We start from the raw sequence: 23,352 nt of genomic DNA, 5'->3' as shown, positions 1-23,352 counted from the left end.
TCGAACTGGTAGGACCAGTTGGAGGACGAATGGAAGGCGAAAGCACGGCCACCCGCGCCCGGGTGGCCGACCAGGTGGCCGAGCGCATCGAGCGGCTGATCGTCGACGGCGTGCTCAAGGTCGGCCAGGCGCTGCCCTCGGAGCGGCGCCTGGTGGACAAGCTCGGCTGCTCGCGTTCGGCGCTGCGCGAGGGCCTGCGCATCCTCCGCGGGCGCGGCATCATCGACACCGAGCAGGGCCGCGGCTCCTTCGTCGCCGACCTCAGCCGGGCCAACGACGCCACGCCGCTGATGCACCTGTTCGCCTCGCAGCCACGCACCCTCTACGACCTGCTGGAGGTGCGCGCCCTGCTGGAGGGCGAATCCGCGCGCCTGGCCGCGCTGCGCGCCACTGACGCCGACCTGATCCTGCTCAAGCGCCGCTACGAGGAAATGCTCCTGGCGCAGAGCGAGACGCCGCCGCCGGACCCGCGCGAACACGCCCGCCGCGACCACGCCTTCCACCGCGCCATCAGCGAGGCCTCGCACAACCCGGTGCTGGTGCACACCCTGCAGTCGCTCAGCGAACTGATGCTCAGCACCGTGTTCGCCTCGGTGAACAACCTCTACCACCGGCCGGTGCAGAAGCGGCAGATCGACCGCCAGCACACGCGCCTGTACAACGCCATCGTCGAACGCCTGCCGGACCAGGCCCAGCGCGCCGCCCGCGAACATATCCACAGCATCCGCGACAACCTGCGCGAGATCGAGCAGGAGGAGCAGCGCCTGGTCCGCGCCACCATGCGCCTGCAGGGCTGGGAATGAGCCGCGGGCGGCGCTCGGGGCGATAGGTCGCAGGCTAACGATCGGCGTTCCGTGGTACCCTGCGGCGGTCCTACGTCAGCGTTGAATTCCCGTGTCCGACCTTTCCGTACCTCTGCCGAACTGGCTCAACGAAGACCAGTTGCCGGCCAACGTCGAGCCCGCCGTGCACGACTGGCTGTTCGACCAGGGCTCCCTGACCCGCCGCCTCACCGCCCTCGCCGAAGGCGCCTTCAGCGTCGAACCGCTGGCCGAGGGCTGGCAGGTGCTGCGCGACGACGAATGCAAGGCGCTGGGCGTGCCCAGCCACAGCCAGGGCTGGGTGCGCGAGGTCTACCTGCGCGGCCACGGCCAGCCGTGGGTCTTCGCCCGCAGCGTGGCGCCGCGCTCGGCCCTGGAGGCCTCGGGCTTCGACCTGGCGCAGCTCGGCAGCCGCTCCCTGGGCGAGCTGCTGTTCAGCGACAGCGCCTTCCGCCGCGACGTCATCGAGGTGTGCCTGTACCCCGCGCCCTTCCTGCCGCTGGAGGTGCGCCGCGCGCTGCTCTGGGGCCGCCGCTCGTGCTTCCGCCGCGAGCGCCTGGGCGTGCTGGTGGCCGAGGTGTTCCTGCCGCGCCTGTGGCGCGCAGCCGGAATCGAGGCCGTATAATCCCTCCGGTCGACCGCCGGAGCCCGCCATGTTCGCCGCCCTGATCAAACCCCTCGCCCGCCTGCACCCCCGCGCCTGGGACTTCATCCTGCTGACGCGCATGGACAAGCCCATCGGCATCTACCTGCTGCTGTGGCCGACGCTGTGGGCGCTGTGGATGGCCAGCGGCGGCCTGCCCAGCCTGAAGAACCTGGTGATCTTCGTCCTCGGCACCGTGCTGATGCGCGCCGCCGGCTGCGTGATCAACGACTTCGCCGACCGCGACTTCGACGGCCACGTGGCGCGCACCAAGGCGCGGCCCCTGGCCACCGGCAAGATCAGCGTGAGCGAGGCCTGGATCGCCTTCTTCGCCCTGCTGGCCAGCAGCTTCGTGCTGGTGCTGTGCACCAACGAGCAGACCATCTGGCTGTCCTTCGGCGGCGCCGCCATCGCCGCGCTCTATCCCTTCATGAAGCGCTACACCTACTACCCGCAGGTGGTGCTGGGCGCGGCCTTCTCCTGGGGCATCCCCATGGCCTTCACCGCCGCCAGCGGCACGCTGCCGGCCGCGGCCTGGCTGCTGTTCTTCGCCAACGTGCTATGGACGGTGGCCTACGACACCTACTACGCCATGACCGACCGCGAGGACGACCTGAAGATCGGGGTGAAGTCCACCGCCATCCTCTTCGGCGACGCCGACCGGGTGATCAACCTGACGCTGCAGGGCCTGATGCTCCTGCTGCTGGTGCTGGCCGCCGGCAAGCTGCACATGGGCCTGTGGTTCTACGCCGGCCTGGCGGTGGCCGCCGGCTGCTTCGCCTGGGAATTCCACTCCACCCGCGACCGCGACCCGCAGGCCTGCTTCAAGGCCTTCCTGCACAACCACTGGGCGGGCCTGGCGATCTTCGTCGGCACCGTGGTGGATTACGCGCTGCGCTGATCCGGGCGCCTACCCTACGGGCAAGAAACGGCTCCCTGCAGGAGCGCGCCCTGCGCGCGAATCGCGGGCAGGGCCCGCTCCTACACGGATCCCTTCCGTATCACGGCTTGGCGATGTGCCAGGCGTTCATCTTGCCGTCGCCCTTCGCTTCGCCCGCGGCCTTGTCCTGGACGAAGGTGTACAGCGGCTTGCCCTTGTAGGCCCACTGCTGGGTGCCGTCGTCGCGGGTGATCACGCTCCAGTCGCCGCTGGCCATGGCGCCGGTCTCGGCGGCCAGGGGCGGCCAGTTCTGCGCGCACTTGTCGTTGCACACCGACTTGCCGCCGCTGTCCTTGTCGAAGGTGTACAGCGTCATGCCCTTGGCATCGACCAGCATGCCGTTCTTGGTCATCGCCGGTTCCGCCGCCTGCGCCGCCAGGGCCGGCAGCGCCAGGCCCAGGGCCAGCGCCAGGTGTTTGCAGTTCATCGTGAATCTCCTCTTCTGAGGTAGGACTCGCAAGGAAGGCGCGGCGGGAACGGCGGCAGGTCGGGCAGGCCGTCACAACGGCCCCGGTGGCGCGCATGGGGCCGCCCGGAACAGGGCGGTCACGACAGCATAGTAGAGCGCCCCGTTCCCCGCCGGGCGCCTGCCTCGGCTAACATGCCCGCGTCACATCGCTGTAATAATTCCGTTATCTAATGCGGCGCAGTACAGAATTCCCGAGGCAAGACCATGGTTGGCAAGACAATCCTCATCGTTGACGACGAAGCGCCGATCCGCGAGATGATCGCCGTGGCCCTGGAGATGGCCGGCTACGAATGCCTGGAGGCGGAAAACGCCCAGCAGGCCCACGCCACCATCGTCGACCGCAAGCCGGACCTGATCCTGCTCGACTGGATGCTGCCGGGCACCTCCGGCATCGAGCTGGCGCGGCGCCTGAAGCGCGACGAGATGACCCAGGGCATCCCGATCATCATGCTCACCGCCAAGGGCGAGGAGGACAACAAGATCCAGGGTCTTGAGGTCGGCGCCGACGACTACATCACCAAGCCCTTCTCGCCGCGCGAGCTGGTGGCCCGGCTGAAGGCCGTGCTGCGCCGCACCGGCGCCGGCGACAGCGAGACGCCGATCGAGGTCGGCGGCCTGCTGCTCGACCCCATCAGCCACCGCGTCACCATCGACGGCAAGCCGGCCGAGATGGGCCCCACCGAGTACCGCCTGCTGCAGTTCTTCATGACCCACCAGGAACGCGCCTACACCCGCGGCCAGTTGCTGGACCAGGTGTGGGGCGGCAACGTCTACGTGGAGGAACGCACCGTCGACGTGCATATCCGCCGCCTGCGCAAGGCCCTGGGCGAGGTCTACGAGAACCTGGTGCAGACGGTCCGCGGAACCGGCTATCGTTTCTCCACCAAGAGCTGACCGCGCCCCCGCGCCTGATATTCACAAGGAAAGGACCTGGTGAACCAAGACTGGCGTGGCGCCCTGATCCGCCATCTGCTGTTGTTGATAGTCGCCGCCGCGCTGATCGGCGCGGTGAGCGGGCAATACGGTTGGGCCCTGGCAGGCTGCCTGGGCGTCTACCTCGGCTGGACCCTCTGGCAGGTGCTGCGCCTGCACAAATGGCTGAAGAACCACCGCGAGGACGAACCGCCGCCGGACGGCTACGGCCTGTGGGGCGAGGTGTTCGACAGCATCTACCACCTGCAGCGGCGCAACCAGCGCGCCCGCGGGCGCCTGCAGGCGGTGATCGACCGCATGCAGGAATCCACCGCGGCGCTGCGCGATGCGGTGGTCATGCTCGACGCCGACGGCAACCTGGAGTGGTGGAACCTCGCCGCCGAACGCCTGCTCGGCCTGAAGAGCCCGCAGGACGGCGGCCAGGCGGTGACCAACCTGATCCGCAACCCGCGCTTCAAGGAATACTTCGCCCGCGGCGACTACCAGGAGCCGCTGGACATGCCCTCGCCGGTGGACGACAAGCTGCTGCTGCAGTTCCAGATCACCCTCTACGGCAACGGCGAGCACCTGATGCTGGTCCGCGACGTGACCCGCGTGCAGCGTCTGGAACAGATGCGCAAGGACTTCGTCGCCAACGTCTCCCACGAGCTGCGCACGCCGCTGACGGTGATCGCCGGCTACCTGGAGACCTTCCTCGACAACGCCGAGAACATCAACCCGCGCTGGGCCCGCGCCCTGCAGCAGATGCAGCAGCAGGCCGCGCGCATGCAGGGCCTGCTCAACGACCTGCTGCTGCTGGCCAAGCTGGAAGCCACCGACTACCCGGCGGACAACAAGCCGGTGGCGGTGGACCTGATGCTGCTGGCCATCCGCAACGACGCCCAGGCGCTGTCCGGCGCCCGCGAGCACCGCATCAGCCTGGAGGCCGACCCCAGGGTGAAACTCAAGGGCAGCGAGGCCGAGCTGCGCAGCGCCTTCTCCAACCTGGTGTTCAACGCGGTCAAGTACACCCCCGAGGGCGGCGAGATCCGCATCCGCTGGTGGGGCGACGAGCAGGGCGCGCACCTGTCGGTGCAGGACAGCGGCATCGGCATCGACCCCAAGCACCTGCCGCGCCTGACCGAGCGCTTCTACCGCGTGGACTCCAGCCGCAACGCCAGCACCGGCGGCACCGGCCTGGGCCTGGCCATCGTCAAGCACGTGCTGATCCGCCACCGCGCCACCCTGGACATCAGCAGCGTGCCGGGCAAGGGCAGCAGCTTCGTCTGCCACTTCCCGCGGCAGCAGGTCGCCTGAACCAAGGTCATCTTGCCAGCGCCGCACGCTGCCGCCATGCTTACCCGCTCATTCATCAGCCAACAGAACCATGGACCCTTCCCCCAGTAGCGAATTGCTGACCTATTTCGCCGATTTCGGCCTCGTACTCTTCGCCCTTCTCCTCGTCCTGCTCAACGGCTTCTTCGTCGCCGCCGAGTTCGCCATGGTCAAGCTGCGCGCCACCCGCGTGGAGACCATCGCCAAGCAGCACGGCTGGCGCGGCAGCATCCTGCGCAAGGTGCACAACCAGCTCGACGCCTACCTCTCCGCCTGCCAGCTGGGCATCACCCTGGCCTCCCTGGGCCTGGGCTGGGTCGGCGAGCCGGCCTTCGCCGAGCTGCTGGAGCCGCTGCTGGCCGCGGTGGGCGTGCACTCCGAGGAAATCATCCGCGGCGTATCCTTCTTCAGCGCCTTCTTCATCATCTCCTACCTGCACATCGTGGTCGGCGAGCTGGCGCCCAAGAGCTGGGCGATCCGCAAGCCGGAGCTGCTGTCGCTGTGGACCGCGGTGCCGCTGTACCTGTTCTACTGGGCGATGTACCCGGCCATCTGGCTGCTCAACGCCAGCGCCAACACCATCCTCAAGATCGCCGGCCAGGGCGAGCCGGGGCCGCACCACGAGCACCACTACAGCCGCGAGGAGCTCAAGCTGATCCTGCACTCCAGCCGCGGCCAGGACCCCAGCGACCAGGGCATGCGCGTGCTGGCCTCGGCGGTGGAACTGGGCGAGCTGGAAGTGGTGGACTGGGCCAACTCCCGCGAAGACCTGGTCTACCTGGAGCGCCACGCGCCGCTGGCCGACGTGCTGGCGACCATCCGCCGGCACAAGTACAGCCGCTACCCGGTGTTCGACGCCGAGAAGGGCGAGTTCACCGGCCTGCTGCACATCAAGGACCTGCTGCTGGAGCTGGCGACCACCGACAGCCAGCCGGAAACCATCGACCTGGACGAACTGGCCCACCCGCTGGAACTGGTGACCAAGCACATGCCGCTGTCGCGCCTGCTGGAGCAGTTCCGCCAGGGCGGCGCGCACTTCGCCCTGGTGGAGGAAGCCGACCACAAGGTGATCGGCTACCTGACCATGGAAGACGTGCTGGAAGTGCTGGTCGGCGACATCCAGGACGAGCACCGCAAGACCGAGCGCGGCATCCTCGCCTACCAGCCGGGCAAGCTGCTGGTGCGCGGCGACACCCCGCTGTTCAAGCTGGAGCGCCTGCTGGGCATCGACCTCGACCACATCGAGGCGGACACCCTCGCCGGCCTGGTCTACGAGACCCTGAAGCGCGTGCCGGAAGAGGAAGAAGTGCTGGAAGCCGAAGGCCTGCGCATCATCGTGAAGAAGATGAAGGGTCCGAAGATCGTATTGGCCAAGGTGGTCAAGCTGGACTGACGCGGCTGCCAGCTGCGCCGAGGCGCCTTTCGTAGGAGCGACCGTCTTGTCCACTGCACCGGGGCGCTTTTCGTAGGATGGGTTGAGCTTGCGAAACCCATGCTGTTGCGGTGATGGGTATCGCTTCGCTCAACCCATCCTACGGGTGTTGGGTTTGTCGGAAGGTGTAGGAGCGGACTCCGTCCGCGATCGGGATGGCCTACACACCGGCCTGACCAGTTGCGTTCCACCCACATGCCCTCTCCCATCGCCCGCTAAAAAATCCCCACCCCCAGCAGCCCGTTGGAAGCTCCGTCCTAGAGCTTCCACGCCCTACTCAAAAGCCACTCCCCAAAACCACTCGTCGCCCCATCGCCGCATTCGCTCTTGCCAGCGGCGCCACATGGGCATAAGTTGCACTGGTCTGACCGGTAATACCAGAACAATAACTGCGCGCCTCAGCCCTCCCCCGTGGATGCGGACGGGCGCAGACAACGGAGACCTTCAATGCTCATCCACCGCTGTTCCCGCTCGATCTTCCTGCAAGTGGTGCTCGGCCTGGCCCTCGGCGTGCTGTTCGGTGTCGGCCTGCCGGAGCTTTCGTCCCAGCTCAAGCCCCTGGGCGACGGCTTCATCAAGCTGATCAAGATGCTCATCGCGCTCATCGTGTTCTGCGTGGTGGTCAACGGCATCTCCGGCGCCGGCGACCTGAAGAAGGTCGGGCGCATCGGCCTGAAGTCGGTGGTCTACTTCGAGATCCTCACCACCATCGCCCTGCTCCTCGGCCTGCTGGTGGCCTACGGCAGCGGCCTGGGCAACGGCGCCAACATCGACCTGAACGGCCTCTCCGCCGGCGATGCCGCGACCTACGCCGCGCACACCAAGGACATTCACGGGCCGGTGGACTTCATCATGGGGCTGATTCCCACTTCGGTGTTCAGTGCCTTCGCCAACAACGACATCCTCCAGGTGCTGGTGTTCGCCGTGCTGTTCGGCAGCGCCCTGAACCTGGTGGGCGAGCAGGCCAGCGGCGTGGCGCGGCTGGTCAACGAGTTCAGCCACGTGGTCTTCCGCATCATGGGCATGATCGTGCGCCTGGCGCCGCTGGGCGTGTTCGGCGCCGTGGCCTTCACCACCAGCCGCTACGGCCTGGAGTCGCTGAGCCACCTGGGCGCGCTGGTGCTGGTGTTCTACCTCACCTGCATCCTCTTCGTATGCCTGGTGCTGGGCACCGTGCTGCGCCTGAGCGGCGTGCGTCTGCGGCCGTTCCTGCGCTACTTCCGCGAGGAACTGCTGATCGTCCTCGGCACCGCCTCTTCCGACGCCGTGCTGCCGCAGGTGATGCGCAAGCTGGAGAACATGGGCATCCGCGGCTCCACCGTGGGCCTGGTGATTCCCACCGGCTACTCCTTCAACCTCGACGGCTTCTCCATCTACCTGACCCTGGCGGTGGTGTTCATCGCCCATGCCACCGGCACGCCGCTGGCCATCAGCGACCTGCTGACCATCCTGCTGGTGTCGCTGGTGACCTCCAAGGGCGCCCACGGCATCCCCGGCTCGGCCCTGGTGATCCTCGCCGCCACCCTCGCCGCGGTGCCGGCGATTCCCGCCGCGGGCCTGGTGCTGGTGCTCTCGGTGGACTGGTTCATGGGCATCGGCCGGGCGCTGACCAACCTGATCGGCAACTGCGTCGCCACCGTGGTCATCGCCCGCTGGGAAAACGACATCGACCTGCAACGCACACGTTCGGTACTCAACGGCGAACCCGGGGCGAACAAGACCCTGGTCGCCACGCCCGGCAAGGGCGAACTGCGCGGCTGACGACAGCCGCCGCGCGCGCCGCTCCAACAGGCGCGGCGCGCGCCTTAACTGCCTCAGGAGCAACCATGTTTTCCTCATCCAAACTGGTCAATTCAGTGGTTCAGAAACTGCTCGAGACCATAGAGCAAGGGCGCTGGGCGGCCGGCCAGATGCTGCCGGGCCAGCGCGAACTGGCCGAGCAGCTGGAAATCAGCCGGCCCAGCCTGCGCGAAGCCATCACCGTGCTGGAGACCCTCGGCGTGGTGCGCTCGCTGCCCGGCAAGGGCGTGATGGTGCTGCAGCGTGACGAAAACGCCCTGCGCGAGATCCGCGCCCCGGCCACGGCCACCCTGGAAGACGTGCTGCAACTGCGCTACGCCCTGGAACCCTTCATCGCCGGGCTGGTGGCGCAGAGCATCGACGGCGACTCCCTCGGCCGCCTGCGCCTGCTGCTGCTGGACATGCGCGAAGCGGTGGAGGACGGCCGCGCCGCCGCCGTGGTCGAGGCCTACAACAGCTTCCACCGCAAGCTGGTGGCGCTGACCTCCAACCCGATCTTCCTCAGCGTCTCGCAACAGATCGCCGGCGCCCTGGAGCAAAGCGACCACCTCATCCAGCGCAACGCCGCCCACGCCGAGGAACTGCTGGCCGAGCACGAGGCCATCGTCCGCGCCATCCGCCAGCATGACAGCGACGGCGCCAGCCAGGCCATGCGCCAGCACATCCTCAACGAAGGCCTGCGCCTGAACCTGGCGCTGCGCGTGCCGGAAGCGGGGACCGGGCGATGAACGGCGAAACCGGCCCGCGCCGCCGCGGCCAGGCCCAGCGGATCTACGAGGACCTGCACGCCGCCATCCTCGCGCGGCGCCTGCGGCCGGCCGCGCCGCTCAGCCAGGAAACCCTCGGGCGGATCTTCCACGCCGGCCCCAGCAGCGTGCGTCGCGCCCTGCAGCGCCTGGCCCGGGAAGGCGCGGTAGAACTGGCGCCACGGCGCATCGCCAGCGTCGCCCGCGCCGATCCGCAGCGCCTGCGCCAACTGCTGGAAACCCGCCTGCTGCTGGAAAGCGACATGCTCCGGCGCCTGGCCGGAAGGCTGGACGGGCAAAACCTGGCGGAACTGCGGGAAATGCTCGCCACCCAGCGCCGCTGCCTGGCAGCGGACGACGCGCTGGGCGCCCAGGAATGGGCCCGGAACCTGCACCTGCGCCTGGCCCAGCTGTCGGCCAATCCCCTGTTGCCCGACCTGCTGGGCCCGCTGCTGGAGCGCCTGGCCGTGAGCATTGCCCTGGGCCGCGGCCAGGCCCATACCGCGGACAGCTGCCGGCAACAGGCCGAGATGCTCGAAGCCCTGGCTGAAGGCGACGCGGAGCGCGCCTGCGCCTGCCTGGAAAGCTACCTGCGCGGCGTGGGCGAGCGCCTGCGCTTCGCCCCGCCGCCGACCACCGACCTGCGCGCGGCCTTCGCCGGGAAGCTGGCTATTCCTTGACCACCGCGAAGTTCGGCAGGGTACCCACCGGCTGGGCGAAGTCGTAGGGGATGGATTCCAGCGCCAGGCCGACGTTGCGCTGCACCACGAAGTGCAGGTGCGGGCCGCTGCTGTTGCCGGTGTTGCCCGAGCGCGCCAGGGGCGTGCCGACGCCGACGCGCTGGCCCTCGCTGACCAGCACCGAGCCGCGCATCAGGTGCAGGTAGACGCCCATGGTGCCGTCGTCGTGGAGGATGCGCACGAAGTTGCCGGAGGGGTTGTTGCCGCGCCCGCTCTGGGCGTTCTCCACCTTCACCACGGTGCCGCCGCGGGCGGCCACGATGGGCGTGCCCTCGGGCATGGCGATGTCCAGCGCGTAGCGGCTCTTGGGGGTGAAGTGGCTGTACTTGCCGTTGGCGCCCTGGCTCAGGCGGAAGGGCCCGCCGCGCCAGGGCAGCGGATAGTCGTAGGGCACCGGTTGCAGGCGCGGGTCGCCCAGGGCGTAGCGCAGCTTGGGCTTGTACTGCATCGGCCGCGACGCGTCGCGCGGGCTCAGCGTGGCCAGGCGGATGGCGCTGCGCGGCGCCAGCACCCAGCGGATCGGCTTCTCCGGCACGCCCACGGCGTTCTGCGCGGCGTTCACGCTCAGCTCCACTTCCACCGGGGCGTAGAGGTCGTTGCGCACCTGCAGGGTTTCGAAGCCGTCGTGCCTGAGCGTCTGCAGCTTCACCTGCTGCTCCAGGTGCTCGACCATGCGGTCGCGGAAGACGAACACCTGCGCACCCGCCACGGCCTTGTCCGTGTAGGTGACCACGCCATTGGCGTCGACGTACTTGTAGATGGTCACGGCCGCAGCCGGCCCCGCAGCCATCCATAGACTGCAGAGGAAGAAAAAGCGCCCTAGCATGTCGACTCTGGTTATAGGTATTCGACGCCAGCAAGACTAGCAGCCGAGACCGGCAGCGGCGAGCCGCCGGCCGTCGGGCTGTGAAGCAGGCCTCAGGCGCCGGGGACGTAGTGCTTCTGGGTGCTGCCGCGGGCGATCAGGCGCGACAGGTAGTCGAGCTTCTGCGGGTCGCGGTCGACGAAGCGCAGCAACAGCAGCAGCCACTCGCTGTCGGGCTTGGGCTCCAGCGCCGCCACCGAGTGCAGGTAGCCGTTCAGGCGCGCCACCTCGTTGTCTTCCTCCAGGTCGAGCACCGCGGTTTCCAGCACCTGCGGCAACACCTGGCCGCGCTTCACCACCAGCTGCGCCTCCTTCAGGCTGAGCCCGCGGATCACGCAGGGCAGGCTGGCATTGGGCAGGCGCAACTGCCCCTGGCCCTTGCCCTGGGCGCCACTGCGCGCAGGCGCGGGGGCCGGCGCGGCAGCAGGAGCCGGACGGGCGGGCGCCGGGGCCGCGGCTGGAGCAGCCGGGGTACGCACCACCTCGGCCTTGCCGCCGGTGAGGGCGGCGAGAGAGTCGTTCGGCGGGCCGCTGGCCAGGCTGCGCTGCGGCGCCGAGGCCAGCAGCGCATCGAGCTTGCCGGCGCGGCTCAGGGCCTTGCGCACCTTGCTCACCAACTGGTCGTTGGAGAAGGGCTTGCCGATGTAGTCCGACACCCCGGCCTGGATGGCCTGGACCACGTTCTCCTTGTCGCCGCGGCTGGTCACCATGATGAAGGGCACGTCCTTCAGCGGCGCCTGGGCGCGGCACCAGCCGAGCAGTTCGATGCCGGACATCTCCGGCATCTCCCAGTCGCAGAGGATCAGGTCGACCGCGTGGCGGGCGAGGTGCTGCTGGGCCTTGCGGCCGTTCACCGCCTCCTCGATGCGCAACCCCGGAAAATGGTCGCGCAATCCCTTCTTCACCAGGTCGCGGATGAAAGGTGCATCATCCACCACCAGAACACTGACCTTGCTCATCGTCGACTCCCTGGAACGCCAAGGCGAAGGATAGCCTCGGGCACTGGCAGGATGCCATGCCGACGTGACCGGTCGGACACATCCGTCAATCAATCCAGCGTTCGCCCTACGGTTTCCGGAGCCATCCGCAACCCGGCCAGGCATAGCAGGATGGCGCCCACCAGGTACCAGGCCGGCGCGTTCGGGCTGCCGGTGAGGTCGATCAGCCCGGCGGCGAAGAACTGCGCGAAGCCGCCGAACAGCGCGACGCCGACGCAGTAGGTGACCGACAGGCCGGTGGCGCGGATCGCCGCCGGGAACAGCTCCGGCAGGATCGCCAGGGACGCCACCATGCCGTATGTCAGCGGGATGTTGAGCAGCCCCACGATCAGCAGCAGCAGGCCGATGCTGGGCCATTGGTTGAGCAGCAGGAACGCCGGGTAGGTCGCCAGCAACAGGATCGGCAGCGGCCAGAAGATCGAGCGGCGCCGGCCGATGCGGTCGCTCAGGCGCCCGGCGTGGGGCGCCAGCAGCAGCGACGGCAGGCTGCTCACCACCGCGGCCCAGGTGGCGACGCCCAGCGGCATGCCCAGCACGCTGATGGCGTGGTTGGCCAGGTAGAACTGGGTGATGTAGACCGGCACCGAGACGCCGATCACCAGCAGCACGCCGGTGAGCAGCTGCCGCGGGTGCCGGCACAGCAGCGCCAGGCCGCCTTCCCGCGCCTGCCGGCTGTCGCCCTGGGCGGCGGCCGGCAGGGTTTCCTCCAGGCGGTGGCGGATGTATTCGCTGACCGGGATGGCCAGGATGCCCACCGCGAAGACCGCCCGCCAGCCCCAGCTGTCCATGGCCTCGGGGCTCAGCAGGTTGCTCAGCGTCAGCACCACCAGCGCGCCCATGATGGTGCCCAGGCTCTGGCTGAACACCTGCCAGCTGCAGTAGTAGGCCCGCGAGCCCGAGCCGGCGTATTCCATCAGAATGGTGGTGGCGGTGCCCACCTGCCCGCCGACGGCGAAGCCCTGCAGCAGGCGCGCGACTATGATCACCAGCGGCCCGACCAGCCCGGCCTGGGCATAGGTCGGCGCCACGGTGAACAGCAGCGCGCCCAGGGCCATCAGCCACAGCGTCAGGCGCATGGCCGCCTTGCGCCCGGCGCGGTCGGCGTACAGGCCGATCAGCAGGCCGCCGAGCGGGCGCATGACGAAGCCGGTGCCGAACACCGCGAAGGACAGCATCAGCGAAGTCAGCGGGTTTTCCCCGAAGGGGAAGAACAGCCGCGCCATCAGCGTGGCGAGCAGGCTGTAGACGAGGAAGTCGTAGAACTCCAGGGCGTTGCCCAGGCACACCGCGGCGATGGCGCGGGTGCGCCCGGCACGGGAAGGTTCGGCGCTCGCAGCGAAGGATGTCGTTCTTGTTGTCATGCTGGGATTCCCCGCGGGAAGGATTCAGGCCAGGAAGCGCTGCGTCAGGCGGACCCAGAAGGTCGCGCCCAGCGGCAGGATGCGGTCGTTGAAGTCGTACCCGGGGTTGTGCACCGCGCAGCCGCCCTCGCCGTCGCCATTGCCGATCATCAGGTAGCAGCCGGGCGCCTGCTCCAGCCAGAAGGCGAAGTCCTCGCTGGCATGGATGGGCCGCGGCTCGGGCTCCAGGCCCTCGTCGCCGAGCCAGTCGAGCACCAGCTCGCGGACCAGCCCCGCGCAGCCGGGGTCGTTGACCAGCACCGGGTAGCCATCCGCCGCCACCAGGACTTCGGCGCGAGCGCCAAAACTGGCGGCCAGCTGCTGCGCCAGTTCATGGATGCGCCGCAGCAGCAGCTCGCGCACCTGCGGGCTCAGCGCGCGCACGCTCAGGCGCAGTTCGGCGCTGTCGGGGATGACGTTGCTGGCGTCGCCGGCGAGGAAGGCGCCCACGGTCAGCACCGCCGCCTCGGACGGCGGCACGTTGCGCGACACCAGGCTCTGCAGGGCGCCGACCAGCGCCGCGCCGGCGAGGATCGGGTCCACTGTCTGCTCGGGCATGGCGCCGTGGCCGCCGCGGCCGTGGATGAGGATGGTCACGTCGTCGGCCGAGGCCATGCACGGCCCCGGCATGACCATGAAGCGCCCCTCGGCCAGGCCGGGCAGGTTGTGCATGGCGAACAGGGCGTCGCAGGGGAAACGCTGCAGCAGGCCCTCGTCGAGCATGCGCTTGGCCCCGGAGCCGCCATGGCCTTCCTCGGCGGGCTGGAAGAACAGGTGCAGGGTGCCGCGCCAGCTGCGCTCGCGGGCCAGCTCGCAGGCCGCGGCCAGGAGCATGGCGGTGTGCCCGTCGTGGCCGCAGGCGTGCATCTTGCCGGGCACCCGGCTGCTCCAGGGCAGCCCGCTCTGCTCGTGGATCGGCAGCGCATCCAGCTCGGCGCGCAGGCCCAGCACCGGGCCGGGGCCATTGCGCAGGGTGGCGATCACCCCGGTGCCGGCCATCTCGGCGATCTCGTAGCCCCAGGCGCGCAGCCGTTCGATGACCCGCTCGCGGGTGGAGTACTCTTCGAAGCCCAGCTCGGGTTCGGCGTGGATGGCCCGGCGCAGTTCGACCATTTCCGGGACGATGGCGGCTATGCCCGGCGCTATGCAGGCTCTGTTCATCGGCTCGCTCCTGTTTTTCTTGTGGGATTGGACTGGATCGATGCCCGTGACCGGCCGGTATGCTGGGCGTGGATTACCCTAGCGTCGGCGCCGCATGCGCATAAGCCAAAAAAATGTTGTCGTGACGACCTCCGGTGTTCGGAGGGGAGGCGAGCGTTGAAACTGCATCAGTTGCAGGCTTTGATAGCCGTGGCCGACGGCGGCGGCATCCGTGCCGCGGCCCGTGGCCTGGGCCTCAGCCAGGCCGCGGTGACCCGTGCCCTGCGCGAGCTGGAGGAGGAACAGGGGCTGCCGCTGCTGATGCGTCACGCCGGCGGCGCCCGGCTGACCACCGCCGGGCAGGTGCTGCTGCCCCGCGCCCGGCAGATCGCCACCCAGCTCGACAGCGCCCGCCAGGAACTGGCCGCCCTGCGCGGCGAAGGCGCGGCGACGCTGTGCGTCGGCGTCACCCCCTGGTTCGGCCAGACCTTGCTGGGCAACGCCCTGCAGGCCTTCCGCAGGGACATGCCGCAGGTCCACCTGGAGCTGTACGAGGGGCTGCAGGCGGTGATCCTGCCGCTGCTGCGCACGGGCCGCATGCAGTTCGCCCTGGGCCCGGCGGGCATCCTCCAGGGCGCGGACTTCGTGCACCAGCCGCTGGCGCACTACCGCATGCAGGTGGTAGCCCGCAACGGCCACCCGCTGGCCTCGGCGCGCTCGCTGAGGCAGTTGCTGGAGCACGACTGGACGATGAACTTCACCGCCGACCGCTACGCCGAGACCACCCATGAACTGTTCGGCCAGCATGGCCTGCAGATCGCCCGCGAACGCATCGTCTGCGCCCATTCCGCGGGCATGCTCAGCAGCCTGATCGTCGACGCCGGCCTGCTCGGCTACGCGCCGCAGCCGATGATGCTCTGCGAACCGCTGCGCAGCGGCGCACGGGCCCTGGCGCTGGAGGAACCATTGCCGGACGGGGACATCAGCATCATCCGCCTGCGTGACCAGGGGCTGGACGCGACCTCCCGGCACTTCATCCACTGCCTGCAGCAGGCGCTGAAGGACAACAGCCGAGCCCGCGATCCCGCGGGCCGGCAGTTGGCGGAGATGGTGAGGTTGAGTTTCTGAGGGAGGGGCCAAGACCGATTTCGTAGCGGGCCCTGCCCGCGAATCGCGCGCAGGGCGCGCTCCTACATGGGAATGGCGCGGGTGGGGCAGCGTAGCGGGCCCTGCCCGCGATTTCGCGCGCAGGGCGCGCTCCTACAGGGGAATGGCGCGGGTGGGGCAGCGTAGGCGGATCTCATCCGCGAATCGCGCCGGGACGCCCGGCTATCGCGGACAAGGTCCGCTCCTACCCCCTACGGACGGGCACGGCCCCTCGTAGGATGGTGTTGAGCGAAGCGATACCCATCGCCACCACCGCATCATGGGTTTCGCAGGCTCAACCCATCCTACGAAAAGCGGCTCGGCGCAGCAGGGTTGGCGTTTCGGCGAGCACTGCCATGAGCCCAGGTGCGGCTCAGCTATCGGACTTGCCCTGCACTTCTTCCTTCATGCGCGTCAGGCCGATGTGGCGGACGTCGGTGCCACGCACCAGGTAGATCACCAGTTCGGCGATGTTGCGCGCGTGGTCGCCGATGCGTTCCAGCGAGCGCAGGGCCCAGATGACGTTGAGCACCCGGGAGATGGCCCGCGGGTCTTCCATCATGTAGGTCACCAGTTCGCGCAGGGCGGTCTTGTACTCGCGGTCGACGGTCTTGTCGTACTGCGCCACCGACAGCGCCAGGTCGGCGTCGAAACGGGCGAAGGCGTCCAGCGCCTCCTGCACCATCTTGCGCACCTGGCCGCCGATGTGGCGCACCTCGACGTAGCCGCGCGGCGACTCGCCTTCTTCGCACAGCTGGATGGCGCGGCGGGCGATCTTCGAGGCTTCGTCGCCGATGCGCTCGAGGTCGATCACCGACTTGGAGATGCTGATGATCAGGCGCAGGTCGGAGGCCGCCGGCTGGCGACGGGCGAGGATGCGCAGGCATTCCTCGTCGATGTTGCGCTCCATCTGGTTGATCTGGTCGTCGATCTCGCGCACCTGCTGGGCCAGGCCCGAGTCGGCGTCGATCAGCGCGGTGACCGCGTCGTTGACCTGTTTCTCCACCAGCCCGCCCATGGCCAGGAGGTGGCTGCGCACGTCTTCCAGCTCGGCGTTGAACTGCTGGGAGATGTGATGGCTGAGACTTTCTTTGTTGATCATGTGGTTTCGCTCCGCGAAAGCTGCAGGCTACGCTCCGAAGGTTGCAGATTTATGATGCGACCGCCGCCCGACCCTTAGCCGTAGCGCCCGGTGATGTAGTCCTCGGTCTGCTTCTTCGCCGGGTTGGTGAAGAGCGTGTCGGTGTCGCCGAACTCGATCAGCTTGCCCATGTACATGAACGCCGTGTAGTCGGAGACCCGCGCGGCCTGCTGCATGTTGTGGGTGACTATCACGATGGTGAACTTGGATTTCAGTTCGTAGATCAGTTCCTCGATCTTCAGCGTGGAGATCGGGTCCAGCGCCGAGCAGGGCTCGTCGAGCAGCAGCACTTCCGGCTCCACCGCGATGGTCCGGGCGATCACCAGGCGCTGCTGCTGGCCGCCAGACAGGCCCAGGGCCGACTCGTGCAGGCGGTCCTTCACTTCGTCCCACAATGCCGCGCCCTTGAGCGCCCATTCCACGGCCTCGTCGAGGGTGCGCTTCTTGTTCACACCCTGGATACGCAAGCCGTAGACCACGTTCTCGTAGATGGTCTTGGGGAAGGGGTTGGGCTTCTGGAACACCATGCCGACGCGGCGGCGCAGCTCGGCCACGTCCACGCCGCGGGCGAAGATGTCGTGGCCGTCGAGACGGATCTCGCCTTCCACGCGGCAGTCGTCGACCAGGTCGTTCATGCGGTTGAAGCAGCGCAGCAGGGTCGACTTGCCGCAGCCGGACGGGCCGATGAAGGCGGTCACGCGCTGTTTGGGAATCTGCATGGCGACGTCGAACAGCGCCTGCTTCTGGCCGTAGAACAGGTTCAGGCCGGGCACTTCCAGGGCCACGGTCTCCTTGTCCAGGCGCATGCCCTCGCGGATCGGCCGGCCGAGGGCGGCGAGGTCGATGCCATGGCGATGGGGTTCTTGTTGCATCTCGTCTCTCCCGTTGGAGGCTCGGGCCGCCGCCTGCGCGGGCGGCGGCCGCGGATCAGTTTTCCAGCGCCTTGTACTTCTCGCGCAGGCGGTTGCGGATGGCGATGGCGGAGAAGTTCAGCAGGGCGATCACCAGCACCAGCAGCAGCGCGGTGGCGTACACCAGCGGCCGCGCGGCCTCGACGTTGGGGCTCTGGAAGCCGACGTCGTAGATGTGGAAGCCCAGGTGCATGATCTTCTGGTCCAGGTGCACGTAGGGGTAGTTGCCGTCCACCGGCAGCGACGGCGCCAGTTTCACCACGCCCACCAGCATCAGCGGCGCCACTTCGCCGGCGGCGCGGGCCACGGCGAGGATCAGGCCGGTCATCATGGCCGGGCTGGCCATGGGCAGGACGATCTTCCACAGCGTCTCGGCCTTGGTCGCGCCCAGGGCCAGGGAGCCCTCGCGGATCGCCCGCGGGATGCGCGACAGGCCTTCCTCGGTGGCCACGATCACCACCGGCACGGCGAGGATCGCCAGGGTCAGCGAGGCCCAGAACAGCCCCGGGGTGCCGAAGGTCGGCGCCGGCAGCGCCTCGGGGAAGAACAGCCGGTCGATCGAGCCGCCCAGCACGTAGACGAAGAAGCCCAGGCCGAACACGCCGTAGACGATGGCCGGGACCCCGGCGAGGTTGTTCACGGCGATGCGGATCACCCGCGTCAGCAGGCCCTGGCGCGCGTACTCGCGCAGGTAGACCGCGGCGATGACGCCGAACGGGGTGACGATCACCGCCATCACCAGGGTCATCATCACGGTGCCGAAGATCGCCGGGAAGATGCCGCCCTCGGTATTGGCCTCGCGCGGGTCCTCGCTGAGGAACTCCCAGAGCTTCTTGAAGTAGAACGACAGCTTGGCGCCGAAGCCCATGGCGTTGGGCTGGTAGGCATGGACCAGCTTGCCGAGGCTGATCTCGGTCTCGCGGCCGCCGGCCTCGCGCATCACCACGCTGTCGCGGTTGAACTGCTGGCGCAGCTCGCCCAGCCGGTCTTCGTACTCGCGGTAGCGCCCCTGCAGCTCGGCGCGGGCGGCGGCGAGGTCGGCCTGGGCGGTGGCATCCAGCTCGCCGTGCAGTTGCAGGCGGCGCTCCTTCAGGCGCAGGCGCTCCAGCTCGTGGTTGATGCTGCCGATGTCCTTCTTCTCCAGCTGGTAGAGCTGGTCGTACAACCCTTCCACCCGCCGCAGGCGCTGCTGCAGTTCAGGCATGGCGCCGGCGCCCTGGGCCACCACCTGGCCGTCCTGTTTCACGCTGACCAGGTAGCCGTAGTAGTTGCCCCACTCGCGGCGCTCCAGGGTCACCAGCTCCTGCGGCCAGCGCCGCTCGGCGAGCCAGTCGCCGATCACCCAGGAGAAGTCGCTGCCGTAGAGGTCGCGGTTGCCCAGCTTGAGCAGCTCGCGGGTCATGAATTCGGGGCCTTCGGCCGGTACCGGCAGGCCGGCGCCGCGCAGGCGTTCGCGCGGCACTTCCTCGACCTGCACTTCTTCGCCGATCAGCACCTTCGCTTCCTGCCCGGGCACGCTGTAGCGCGCCTCCAGCACGTCGGCCGGCCAGAAGTGGCCGAGGCCGCGCACGGCGATGACGGCCAGCAGGCCGAGGGTCATGATCACCGCGATGGAAACCGCGCCGGCGTTCATCCACACCCAGGGAGAACCGCTGGCGAACCAGGCTTTCAGCGTTTCCTGCTTCTGTTTCACTTGGAAAGTGCCTCTTCAGACGCCGCTCAGAGCGACGCGTATTTCTTCCGCAGCCGCTGACGGATCAGCTCGGCCAGGGTGTTCATCACGAAGGTGAAGGTCAGCAGCACCAGCGCCGAAAGGAACAGCACGCGGTAGTGGGTGCCGCCCACCTCCGACTCGGGCATTTCCACCGCCACGTTCGCCGCCAGGGTGCGCATGCCCTGGAAGATGTTCATGTCCATCACCGGGGTGTTGCCGGTGGCCATCAGCACGATCATGGTCTCGCCCACGGCGCGGCCCATGCCGATCATCAGCGCCGAGAAGATGCCCGGGCTGGCAGTGAGGATCACCACGCGGGTCAGCGTCTGCCAGGGCGTGGCGCCCAGGGCCAGGGAGCCGTAGGTGAGGCTGCGGGGCACGCTGAAGATGGCGTCCTCGGCGATGGAGAAGATGTTCGGGATCACCGCGAAGCCCATGGCCAGGCCGACGATCAGGGCGTTGCGCTGGTCGTAGGTGATGCCCAGGTCGTGGCTTATCCACAGGCGCATGTCGCCGCCGAAGAAGGCGGTTTCCAGGTGCGGGCTGAGCCACAGGGCGAAGGCGCCGACGCCGAGCACCACGGGAATCAGGATCGCCGCTTCCCAGCCGCCCGGCAGCGCCAGGCGGATGCGCTCGGGCAGGCGGCTCCAGAGCAGGCCGGCGAGCAGAATGCCCAGCGGGGTGAGCAGCAGCAGGCTGAAGATGCCCGGCAGGTGGCCTTCGACGTAGGGCGCGAGGAACAGGCCGGCGAAGAAGCCGAGGATCACCGTCGGCAACGCCTCCATCAGCTCGATCACCGGCTTGACCTTGCGGCGCATCGCCGGGGCCATGAAGTAGGCGGTGTAGACGGCCGCGGCGATGGCCAGCGGGGCGGCCAGGATCATTGCGTAGAAGGCCGCCTTGAGGGTGCCGAAGGTCAGCGGCGCCAGGCTCAGCTTGGGCTCGAAGTCGGTGGTGGCGGCGGTGGACTGCCAGACGTACTGCGGCTTGTCGTAGCTTTCGTACCAGACCTTGCCCCAGAGCGCGCTCCAGGAAACCTCCGGGTGCGGGTTGCTCAGGTCGAAGCCGCGCAGTTGGCCACCCTGCTCCAGCAACAGGCGGTTGGCCCGCGGCGACAGGGCCAGCACACCGCTGCCCGGCGCCACTTGCTGCTCCAGCAAAGTGCGGTGCGCGGTGCTGTGGAACACGCCGAGTTCGCCGGCGCTGTCCAGGGCGACGAAGCCCTTGCGACGCTGCTCGGGAACGATGGCGGTGATCGGCTTGCTGCCCAGCTGGAAGTCGCGCACGTGCGCCAGGCGCGGTTCGCCGTCGGTGTCGCGGGCCATGAACCACTGGCTGATGCCGCCGTCGGAGTTGCCGATCATCAACGAAATGCCGCCCAGCAACTGGGCGCTGGCGGTGACCTCGCGGTTGGCATGGTCGAGCAGCTTGTAGCGGCCGTTGAGTTGGCGGGTGCGCAGGTCGAAGACGTCGGCCTGGGCGCGGCCGTTGATGACGTACAGCCACTGCTTGCGCGGGTCGATGTAGATCGCCTTCACCGGGTCGGCGATCTGCGGCAGGTTCACGGCCTCCTGCTCCAGGGTGGTCTCGCCGGTGAGCATGTTTTCCTGGCTGGTCAGGCTCAGCAGCAGCATCTGGCTGCCGCTGGAGCCGGCCAGCAGCAGGCCGTCGTCGTCCGAGGCCAGGGCCACGTGTTCCAGCGCGCGGCCCTGCGGGTCGAGGCTGATGGGCGCCTCGCCGTAGGGGTAGTCGATCTGCGGGGTGATGGTCTTGCGGTTGTCCGGGTAGGTGACCTGGTAGGCGTGGCGGAACACCAGCGCCTGGCCGTTGGACAGGCCCAGCGCCACCATCGGGTGCCCCGGCTGGTCCTCGGCGATGGACACCACCTGGCTGCCGGCCGGCAGCTTGAGCGCCTGGCGGCTGAGTTCGGCGCCGCTGTCCAGGTCGAAGAACAGCACCTGGCCGTCGGCGGCCACGCGCATGGCCACCTGGTTCTGCTCCTCGATGCTCAGCAGCAGGGGCGCCTGTACTTCCTTCAGCCAGGCCGGGGCCAGGGGCGCGCGGGCGTCCAGCTCGGCGCCGCGGAACAGCGGCAGCACCACATAGGCCAGGTAGAAGAAGATGAGGGTGATGGCCACCAGCACGGACAGGCCGCCGACCAGCACGTACCAGCGCGTCAGGCGGTCCTTGAGGGCGCGCATGCGACGTTTGCGACGCAGGGTCGGGGTATTGAAATCGATCCGCTCGGGGGTGGAATTACTCATCGACGAAGTGGCCAGGTCATTCATGGGGGCGACACGCTTGCGGCAGTCTATGACAGAAACATGACACAGAGATGACGAGACGAAGCCCGTCGGCAGTTGCCTGCCAACGGGCCGGGTCACCTACCGCTCAGCCCATGGGGCCGGCGGGGGCGCTACCTAGAGTCCCAGTTCCTTGACCGCCTTCGCCGCGACCTTGGCCGGCAGCGGGATGTAGCCGTCCTTGACCACGACTTCCTGGCCGGTCTTGGACAGCACCATCTTCAGGAACTGGGCTTCCAACGGGTCCAGCGGCTTGTTCGGCGCCTTGTTCACGTAGACGTAGAGGAAGCGCGCCAGCGGGTAGGTGCCGTTCAGGGCGTTCTGCTCGTTGTCCTCGACGTAGGGGTCGCCCTGCTTCTTGGCCAGGGCCACGGTCCTCACGCTGGCGGTCTTGTAGCCGATGCCGGAGTAGCCGATGCCATTGAGCGACTGGCTGATGGACTGCACCACCGAAGCGGAACCCGGCTGCTCGTTGACGTTGGGCTTGAAGTCGCCCTTGCACAGGGCCTCTTCCTTGAAATAGCCGTAGGTACCGGACACCGAGTTGCGGCCGAACAGCTGCACCGGCTTGTTGGCCCAGTCGCCGCCCAGGCCCAGGTCGCTCCAGGTCTTCACGTCCTGCTTGGCGCCGCACAGGCGGGTGGCGGAGAAGATGGCGTCGACCTGCTGCATGGTCAGGCCCTTGATGGGGTTGTCCTTGTGCACGAAGACGGCCAGGGCGTCGACCGCGACGGGCACGGCGGTGGGCTTGTAGCCGTACTTCTGCTCGAAGGCCTGCAGCTCGACGTCCTTCATCTTGCGGCTCATCGGGCCGAGGTTGGCGGTGCCCTCGGTGAGCGCCGGCGGCGCGGTGGAGGAGCCCGCGGCCTGGATCTGCACGTTCACGCTCGGGTACAGGCGCTTGTACTCCTCGGCCCACAGCGTCATGAGGTTGGCCAGGGTATCGGAGCCCACGCTGGAGAGGTTGCCAGAGACGCCGCTGGTCTTCTGGTAGTCCGGCAGCGCCGGGTCGATCGCGGCGAAAGCGCTGGCAGCGCCCACGCCGGCGGCGGCGAAGGTCAGCGCCGCCATCAAACGCTTGAGTTTCATGCCTTGCTCCTTGGGGAAAGGCCGACTGGCTGGAATTCGGCGCCGCTCTCATGGGGCGCGAGCAGACTCTATGAAAGCAATGTGACAGCCAGATGAAAACCGACAGGCTCGGAGAAGAAATGTGACGGTATTTATTACGGAATATTTCAATCGCAACGAGCGCCGAAGAAACGCCCCGTAGGATGGGTTTCGAGGCCTGAACCCACCTGTAGGAGCGGGCCCTGCCCGCGATTTCGCGCGCAGGGCGCGCTCCTACAGGGGAATGGCGCAGGTGGGGCGGCGTAGGAGCGGATCTCATCCGCGAATCGCGCCGGGACCGCCGGCTATCGCGGACAAGGTCCGCTCCTACGGGTGCAGGACGTACCCTCGTAGGATGGCGTTGAGCGAAGCGATACCCATCGCCATGGCCATGCCTCACGTGTAGGAGCGGGCCCTGCCCGCGATTCGCGCGCAGGGCGCGCTCCTACAAGGGGAATGCAATGGCGTGGATGGGATCACCCCGGCTTTCCGCGCCCCAAAGCAAAACCCCCGACCAGCCAGGCTGATCGGGGGTTTTGGGATAGGTGCTTGACGATGACCTACTCTCACATGGGGAAACCCCACACTACCATCGGCGATGCGTCGTTTCACTGCTGAGTTCGGGATGGGATCAGGTGGTTCCAACGCTCTATGGTCGTCAAGCAATTCTTTCGGATGCTCGTGGCTTGCGCTCACGTTCACCCTGATTCGGGTATGTGACAGGTATTCTTTGCGGTTCACACGAACTTTCGGTTCGTCGACTTCACCGTCTAACACACAAATTGTTTG

Annotated in this window: 20 protein-coding genes and 1 rRNA gene; 10 read left to right on the top strand and 11 right to left on the bottom strand. The window is 68.1% G+C overall.

Going from position 1 to position 23,352, the window contains the following annotated elements; all coding sequences use genetic code 11:
- The first annotated feature begins 29 nt into the window (after positions 1 to 29).
- From glcC to ubiA, 3 genes are all read left to right on the top strand, one after another.
- The gene (gene glcC / locus FG99_RS05765) at positions 30 to 803 is read left to right on the top strand and encodes a transcriptional regulator GlcC (protein WP_043268087.1); all 774 of its coding nucleotides are present in this window, start codon (positions 30 to 32) and stop codon (positions 801 to 803) included.
- An 85-nt stretch (positions 804 to 888) separates the two neighbouring features.
- On the top strand, positions 889 to 1,446 hold the full coding sequence (locus tag FG99_RS05760; RefSeq protein ID WP_043268085.1) for a chorismate lyase: 558 nt from the start codon (positions 889 to 891) through the stop codon (positions 1,444 to 1,446).
- A gap of 28 nt (positions 1,447 to 1,474) precedes the next feature.
- A complete protein-coding gene (ubiA, locus tag FG99_RS05755) occupies positions 1,475 to 2,365 on the top strand; it encodes a 4-hydroxybenzoate octaprenyltransferase (RefSeq protein ID WP_009614183.1) in 891 nt (296 codons plus the stop codon).
- A gap of 100 nt (positions 2,366 to 2,465) precedes the next feature.
- Here the strand turns inward: ubiA and FG99_RS05750 are convergent, their stop codons facing one another.
- Positions 2,466 to 2,831 (bottom strand): COG4315 family predicted lipoprotein, encoded by a 366-nt coding sequence (locus tag FG99_RS05750; protein WP_009614185.1) that lies wholly within the window; start codon positions 2,829 to 2,831, stop codon positions 2,466 to 2,468.
- A 246-nt stretch (positions 2,832 to 3,077) separates the two neighbouring features.
- On the opposite strand from FG99_RS05750, the gene phoB reads away from it, so the two are divergent.
- From phoB to FG99_RS05720, 6 genes are all read left to right on the top strand, one after another.
- Complete coding sequence (phoB, locus tag FG99_RS05745) at positions 3,078 to 3,767, top strand: phosphate regulon transcriptional regulator PhoB (protein ID WP_009614187.1); 690 nt, start codon at positions 3,078 to 3,080, stop codon at positions 3,765 to 3,767.
- 39 nt (positions 3,768 to 3,806) lie between these two features.
- Complete coding sequence (gene phoR / locus FG99_RS05740) at positions 3,807 to 5,102, top strand: phosphate regulon sensor histidine kinase PhoR (RefSeq protein WP_009614188.1); 1,296 nt, start codon at positions 3,807 to 3,809, stop codon at positions 5,100 to 5,102.
- 70 nt (positions 5,103 to 5,172) lie between these two features.
- Positions 5,173 to 6,513, top strand: coding sequence for a hemolysin family protein (locus tag FG99_RS05735; protein ID WP_043268083.1), 1,341 nt, complete (start codon positions 5,173 to 5,175; stop codon positions 6,511 to 6,513).
- A gap of 486 nt (positions 6,514 to 6,999) precedes the next feature.
- Entirely contained in the window at positions 7,000 to 8,313 is a 1,314-nt protein-coding gene (locus FG99_RS05730) for a C4-dicarboxylate transporter DctA (protein WP_043268081.1), read from the top strand.
- A 65-nt stretch (positions 8,314 to 8,378) separates the two neighbouring features.
- On the top strand, positions 8,379 to 9,080 hold the full coding sequence (locus FG99_RS05725) for a FadR/GntR family transcriptional regulator (RefSeq protein ID WP_043268079.1): 702 nt from the start codon (positions 8,379 to 8,381) through the stop codon (positions 9,078 to 9,080).
- Positions 9,077 to 9,778 (top strand): GntR family transcriptional regulator, encoded by a 702-nt coding sequence (locus FG99_RS05720; RefSeq protein ID WP_043268077.1) that lies wholly within the window; start codon positions 9,077 to 9,079, stop codon positions 9,776 to 9,778. Before FG99_RS05725 ends, FG99_RS05720 begins: the two co-directional genes overlap by 4 nt.
- Here FG99_RS05720 and FG99_RS05715 read toward each other — a convergent pair.
- The 4 genes from FG99_RS05715 to FG99_RS05700 all read right to left on the bottom strand — a co-directional run bounded on the left by FG99_RS05715 (position 9,768) and on the right by FG99_RS05700 (position 14,262).
- Positions 9,768 to 10,664: a peptidoglycan DD-metalloendopeptidase family protein gene (locus FG99_RS05715; protein ID WP_043268075.1), complete on the bottom strand. Its 897-nt coding sequence runs from the start codon at positions 10,662 to 10,664 to the stop codon at positions 9,768 to 9,770. The two genes, FG99_RS05720 and FG99_RS05715, sit on opposite strands and share 11 nt — an antisense overlap.
- A 92-nt stretch (positions 10,665 to 10,756) precedes the next feature.
- Positions 10,757 to 11,662, bottom strand: coding sequence for a response regulator (locus FG99_RS05710; protein ID WP_043268073.1), 906 nt, complete (start codon positions 11,660 to 11,662; stop codon positions 10,757 to 10,759).
- 89 nt (positions 11,663 to 11,751) lie between these two features.
- Positions 11,752 to 13,062: an MFS transporter gene (locus FG99_RS05705; RefSeq protein ID WP_009614199.1), complete on the bottom strand. Its 1,311-nt coding sequence runs from the start codon at positions 13,060 to 13,062 to the stop codon at positions 11,752 to 11,754.
- 24 nt (positions 13,063 to 13,086) lie between these two features.
- Positions 13,087 to 14,262, bottom strand: coding sequence for a M20 aminoacylase family protein (locus tag FG99_RS05700; RefSeq protein WP_043268071.1), 1,176 nt, complete (start codon positions 14,260 to 14,262; stop codon positions 13,087 to 13,089).
- A 156-nt stretch (positions 14,263 to 14,418) separates the two neighbouring features.
- Between FG99_RS05700 and FG99_RS05695 the strand changes: the two genes are divergently transcribed.
- Positions 14,419 to 15,369 carry a LysR family transcriptional regulator gene (locus tag FG99_RS05695; RefSeq protein WP_043268069.1) on the top strand — a complete coding sequence of 317 codons (951 nt, stop codon included), beginning with the start codon at positions 14,419 to 14,421 and terminating at the stop codon, positions 15,367 to 15,369.
- 391 nt (positions 15,370 to 15,760) lie between these two features.
- Here the strand turns inward: FG99_RS05695 and phoU are convergent, their stop codons facing one another.
- From phoU to rrf, 6 genes are all read right to left on the bottom strand, one after another.
- A complete protein-coding gene (gene phoU / locus FG99_RS05690) occupies positions 15,761 to 16,489 on the bottom strand; it encodes a phosphate signaling complex protein PhoU (RefSeq protein ID WP_009614205.1) in 729 nt (242 codons plus the stop codon).
- Between the two features lie 74 nt (positions 16,490 to 16,563).
- Positions 16,564 to 17,400, bottom strand: a complete 837-nt coding sequence (gene pstB / locus FG99_RS05685; RefSeq protein ID WP_043268067.1) for a phosphate ABC transporter ATP-binding protein PstB — start codon at positions 17,398 to 17,400, stop codon at positions 16,564 to 16,566.
- Positions 17,401 to 17,455: 55 nt separating this feature from the next.
- The gene (gene pstA, locus FG99_RS05680) at positions 17,456 to 19,132 is read right to left on the bottom strand and encodes a phosphate ABC transporter permease PstA (RefSeq protein WP_043268065.1); all 1,677 of its coding nucleotides are present in this window, start codon (positions 19,130 to 19,132) and stop codon (positions 17,456 to 17,458) included.
- Between the two features lie 26 nt (positions 19,133 to 19,158).
- A complete protein-coding gene (locus tag FG99_RS05675) occupies positions 19,159 to 21,135 on the bottom strand; it encodes an ABC transporter permease subunit (RefSeq protein WP_371263861.1) in 1,977 nt (658 codons plus the stop codon).
- 438 nt (positions 21,136 to 21,573) lie between these two features.
- Positions 21,574 to 22,545 (bottom strand): phosphate ABC transporter substrate-binding protein PstS, encoded by a 972-nt coding sequence (locus FG99_RS05670; protein WP_043268061.1) that lies wholly within the window; start codon positions 22,543 to 22,545, stop codon positions 21,574 to 21,576.
- A gap of 565 nt (positions 22,546 to 23,110) precedes the next feature.
- A 5S ribosomal RNA gene (gene rrf / locus FG99_RS05665) occupies positions 23,111 to 23,226 on the bottom strand.
- Positions 23,227 to 23,352: the final 126 nt, after the last annotated feature.

It is taken from the genome of Pseudomonas sp. AAC (genome assembly GCF_000725445.1).
GTDB lineage: Bacteria > Pseudomonadota > Gammaproteobacteria > Pseudomonadales > Pseudomonadaceae > Pseudomonas > Pseudomonas citronellolis.
This window is presented reverse-complemented; position numbering and strand designations above follow the sequence as displayed.